Origin of the sequence: Diaphorobacter ruginosibacter, from assembly GCF_040396215.1 — a bacterium.
Lineage (GTDB): Bacteria > Pseudomonadota > Gammaproteobacteria > Burkholderiales > Burkholderiaceae_C > Diaphorobacter_A > Diaphorobacter_A ruginosibacter_A.
This window is the reverse complement of record NZ_JBEBOW010000210.1, coordinates 1-3,856: the sequence shown is the minus strand read 5'-3', so window position 1 is coordinate 3,856 and position 3,856 is coordinate 1. Positions and strand designations below refer to the sequence as shown.

At 67.9% G+C, this 3,856-nt stretch carries 3 protein-coding genes; 2 read left to right on the top strand and 1 reads right to left on the bottom strand.

The window, feature by feature from the left end; translation table 11 throughout:
- Nucleotides 1-58: 58 nt before the first annotated feature.
- Nucleotides 59-685, top strand: coding sequence for a molybdopterin adenylyltransferase (gene mog / locus ABWP92_RS16780; RefSeq protein WP_353236546.1), 627 nt, complete (start codon nucleotides 59-61; stop codon nucleotides 683-685).
- A gap of 136 nt (nucleotides 686-821) precedes the next feature.
- Complete coding sequence (locus tag ABWP92_RS16775) at nucleotides 822-2,645, top strand: phospholipase D family protein (protein WP_353236545.1); 1,824 nt, start codon at nucleotides 822-824, stop codon at nucleotides 2,643-2,645.
- Here the strand turns inward: ABWP92_RS16775 and ABWP92_RS16770 are convergent.
- Nucleotides 2,634-3,641: a tRNA dihydrouridine synthase gene (locus ABWP92_RS16770; RefSeq protein ID WP_353236544.1), complete on the bottom strand. Its 1,008-nt coding sequence runs from the start codon at nucleotides 3,639-3,641 to the stop codon at nucleotides 2,634-2,636. The genes ABWP92_RS16775 and ABWP92_RS16770 overlap by 12 nt on opposite strands.
- Nucleotides 3,642-3,856 lie beyond the last annotated feature (215 nt).

Below are 3,856 nucleotides of genomic sequence, written 5' to 3'. Positions count from 1 at the left end.
CCGCGACCGCGCGTCCGGAACCCGCGCGCCGCGCCCGCACCCACTTCTTCACACGAGCATGACGACCACAGATTCAACGCAACTCCCGCCCCTGCCCGCCACGCCCGAACGCGTGAGGATAGGCGTGGTATCGATCAGCGACCGCGCAAGCTCCGGCGTCTATGCGGACCAGGGGCTGCCCGCGCTGAAGGAATGGCTTGCAGGCGCGCTGCACAATCCCATCGACTTCGAGGAGCGCCTGATCCCCGACGAAAAGGACGGCATCAGCGCCGCGCTGATCGGACTGGTGGACGCCGGCTGCTCGCTGGTGCTGACCACCGGCGGCACCGGCCCCGCGCCGCGCGACGTGACACCGGAAGCCACGCTGGCCGTGTCCGACAGGGAAATGCCCGGCTTCGGCGAGCAGATGCGCCAGATCAGCCTGGCATTCGTGCCCACCGCCATCCTGTCGCGCCAGGTGGCCGTCATCCGAGGCCATAGCCTGATCATCAACCTTCCCGGCCAACCCAAGGCCATCGCCGAAACGCTGCAAGGGCTGAAGGCCGCGGACGGCACGCAACAGGTGAGCGGCATTTTTGCCGCCGTGCCCTACTGCATCGACCTGATCGGCGGCCCGTATCTCGAAACACGCGACGAAATCTGCAAAGGCTTCCGCCCCAAGACCGCCATCCGCAGGCGCGGCTGACCGCGCGGCGGCCCTCGTCCGCCGCCCACGCCCCCGCGCGGGTCGCGCCGACCTCCTGCCGCGGCGCCGGCTGGCAGGACATGCCGCGCTCGCAGCAAGTACATTGCTGGGTATCCACTGCCGATACGCGAATCCCATGAACCGCCCCGCCATCGCCCGCGCCACCCCGGCTGCCCCTGCCGCGCACGCTATCTGGCTGCGCTTGTCCGCTCTCGGGCTGGTGCTGGGCTGGCTGCTGTCCCTCACCGGCTGCGCCACCAGGCTGCCCACCCATGTCGAGCGCCCCGTCTCCACCGCGCTCCAGCCGTCGCCGGACTCGCCGCTCGTGCAGTTGACCCGCGCGCGCAAGCAAAAGGAAAACAAGGCCGGGCCGCAAGCGTCGGGCTTCATGCTGCTCAATGGTCCCCAATCCGCCTACGGCAGCCGGCTGGCGCTCATCAGGCAGGCCCGATTCACGCTGGATATCCAGTACTACGCCATCCATGCCGACGCCAGCACCGAGCGCCTGCTGCGCTCCATCGCCGATGCGGCCAGGCGCGGCGTGCGGGTGCGGATTCTGCTCGACGATTTTCACGGCACGGGACGCAACGCGCTGGTCATGCGCATGGCCTTCGTGCCCAATGTGCAGATGCGCATGTTCAATCCGCTGCCCGGCGATCGCGAAAATGCCCTCAGCCGGATGTGGCATGCGGCCACCGACTTCCAGCGCGCGCAGCAACGCATGCACAACAAGCTGTTCCTCGCTGACAACGTGATGGGCGTGATGGGCGGGCGCAATCTGGGCGACTCGTATTTCGGCAACGCCAGCTCCAACTTCATCGACTCCGACGTGCTGATCGCCGGACCGCTGGTCCAGGACCTATCGCGCAGTTTCGACGACTACTGGAACAACGAACGCGCCTATCCCGTCCAGTCGCTGATCGCCCAAGACGAACTCGACGGCATGCGCGCCCACTTCGCGCAGCAGGATGAGCAGGCGGGCGACAGCGCCCATGGACAAGCCGATGCCGGCGCGCCGCAGCGCAGCGGCAGGCCCATGCCCCCCGACGGCGAGCCCCGCCCGTCCGCACGCGCGCCTGTCAGCCCCGAACAGCGCGAGCAGGCCTGGAACATGCAGGCGCTCGACCTCAAGAGCGCGCCGCTCATCTGGGCGAATTCGGTGATGCTGGCGGACAGGCCCGGCAAGATCCCGGCCGTCGATGCGGACGGACAGACCGATCCGTTGACGGCGTCGCCATCGACCACGGCCAGCGCCCAGGCCGCAAGAAAGCTCGGCGCGAACACGAGCGCGGGCCGCGGCGCGCAGGCTCCGGCGCCCGATTCCGTGGTGGATGGCCTGGTGAGCCTGATCGACTACGTGCACAGGGACCTGCTGATCGTCTCGCCCTACTTCGTCCCCGGCGACACGATGATGGAAGTCTTCAAGGCCGCTGTCCGGCGCGGCGTGCGCGTGCGCATCCTCACCAACTCGCTGGCCTCCAACGACGCGCCGGTCGCGCACATCGGCTACGCGCGCTATCGTGAACAGCTGCTGCGCAGCGGCGTCGAACTCTACGAACTGGCCAGCGACCCCAGCAACCTGCGCGCTGCCCTGGGAATGGGCAGCACGGGCAACGCGGCGCCGCAGACCGAACGCGTGATGCTGCACTCCAAGGTGCTGGTGCTGGACGGCAGGCTGACCGTGATCGGGTCGATGAATCTGGACCAGCGCTCCAAGCTGCAGAACACGGAAATCGCGGTGCTGGTGCGAAGCAGCAAGCTCTCCCACGAGACAGCGGACCTCATCGAGAAGACGCTCAGGCTCGGCGCATGGCATGTCGTCCTGGAAGACGGCGCGCTGCGATGGAAGGCGCCCGAAGGCAGCGGCCTGGAGGATGCAGGCACGGACCCCGACTCCAGCCTGCCGCTGCGGATGATGCTCAAGATCATCGCGCCTCTGGTACCCGACTCAGTGCTCTAGCTGCCAGCGCACTTCCTGCGGGCTGGGAGAGCTCACCTCGAACATGCCGAACTGCGACCGCAGCCACGCCGTGATCTCACGCTGATCGCGGATGGTGCGCAGATGCTGGAAGGCCGCCTCGGCTTGCGGATGGCGGCGGCGCAGCAGGTTGAGCCACTGCTTAAGGCGTCCGGCGCGCTGCCCCGGCGTGAGGTCGGCGCAGACCATCTGCCAGAACCGGATGATGTGCGGCTGCAGATCGGGCCACTCGACCACCGGCGCATCCACACCGCCTGAATCGGCGGCGCGGATCGCATGCGCAAGCCCGGGATCGGCAACGATACCGCGCCCCAGCATCAGGTCGCCGCAACCCGATTCACGCCTGCAGCGCAGCGCATCCTGCACCGTCCAGATCTCGCCGTTGGCAATCACGGGTATATCCACCGCCGCGCGTATCGCGGGAATGCGGTCCCAGTACGCGGGCGGGCGGTATCCATCCGCCTTGGTGCGCGCATGCACCACCAGCTCGCAGGAGCCGCCGTCCTGCATGGCCCGCGCGCAGTCGACGGCCAGGCCATCGTCGTCGTATCCCAGCCGCATCTTGGCCGACACCGGCATGTGCGCCGGCACGGCGCGGCGCACGGCCTCCACCACGCGCGCGATGCGGTCGGGCTCGCGCAGCAGCGAAGCACCGCCGCCGTGCTTGTTCACCACCTTGGCCGGGCAACCGAAATTCAGATCGATGCCGAACGGCCCCAGTTCGGCAAGACGCGCGGCATTTTCCGCCAGGCTCGCCGGATCGGAGCCGAGCAACTGCGGGCGCACGGGAACACCGGCCAGGGTGCGGCATCCGTTGCGCAGTTCGGGGATGATGCGAAAGAAGACGCGGTCCGGCAGCAGCCGCCCGGTGACGCGGATGAATTCCGACACGCAGCGGTCCGCGCCCCCTACCCGGGTGAGCACGTCGCGCAGCACGAAATCCAGCAGCCCCTCCATCGGGGCCAGCAGCAATTGCATGGAGAGCCTCAAGTTGTGGGGTGATGGCGCTGACTCTCACGCCCGATCGCAGGCCTCACGAGGAGGGAAACACAGCCTGCCGCGGCCAATGCCATGGTCAATGCATTGTGGCTCTCATGGCAGCCCTGCCGCCATAAGAATTGTTCACAAAACGGCTGCCCGCTCTCAGAACGTGTTTACGATCTCCTCGCGCCGCGACAGCGGCTTTGCGGGAT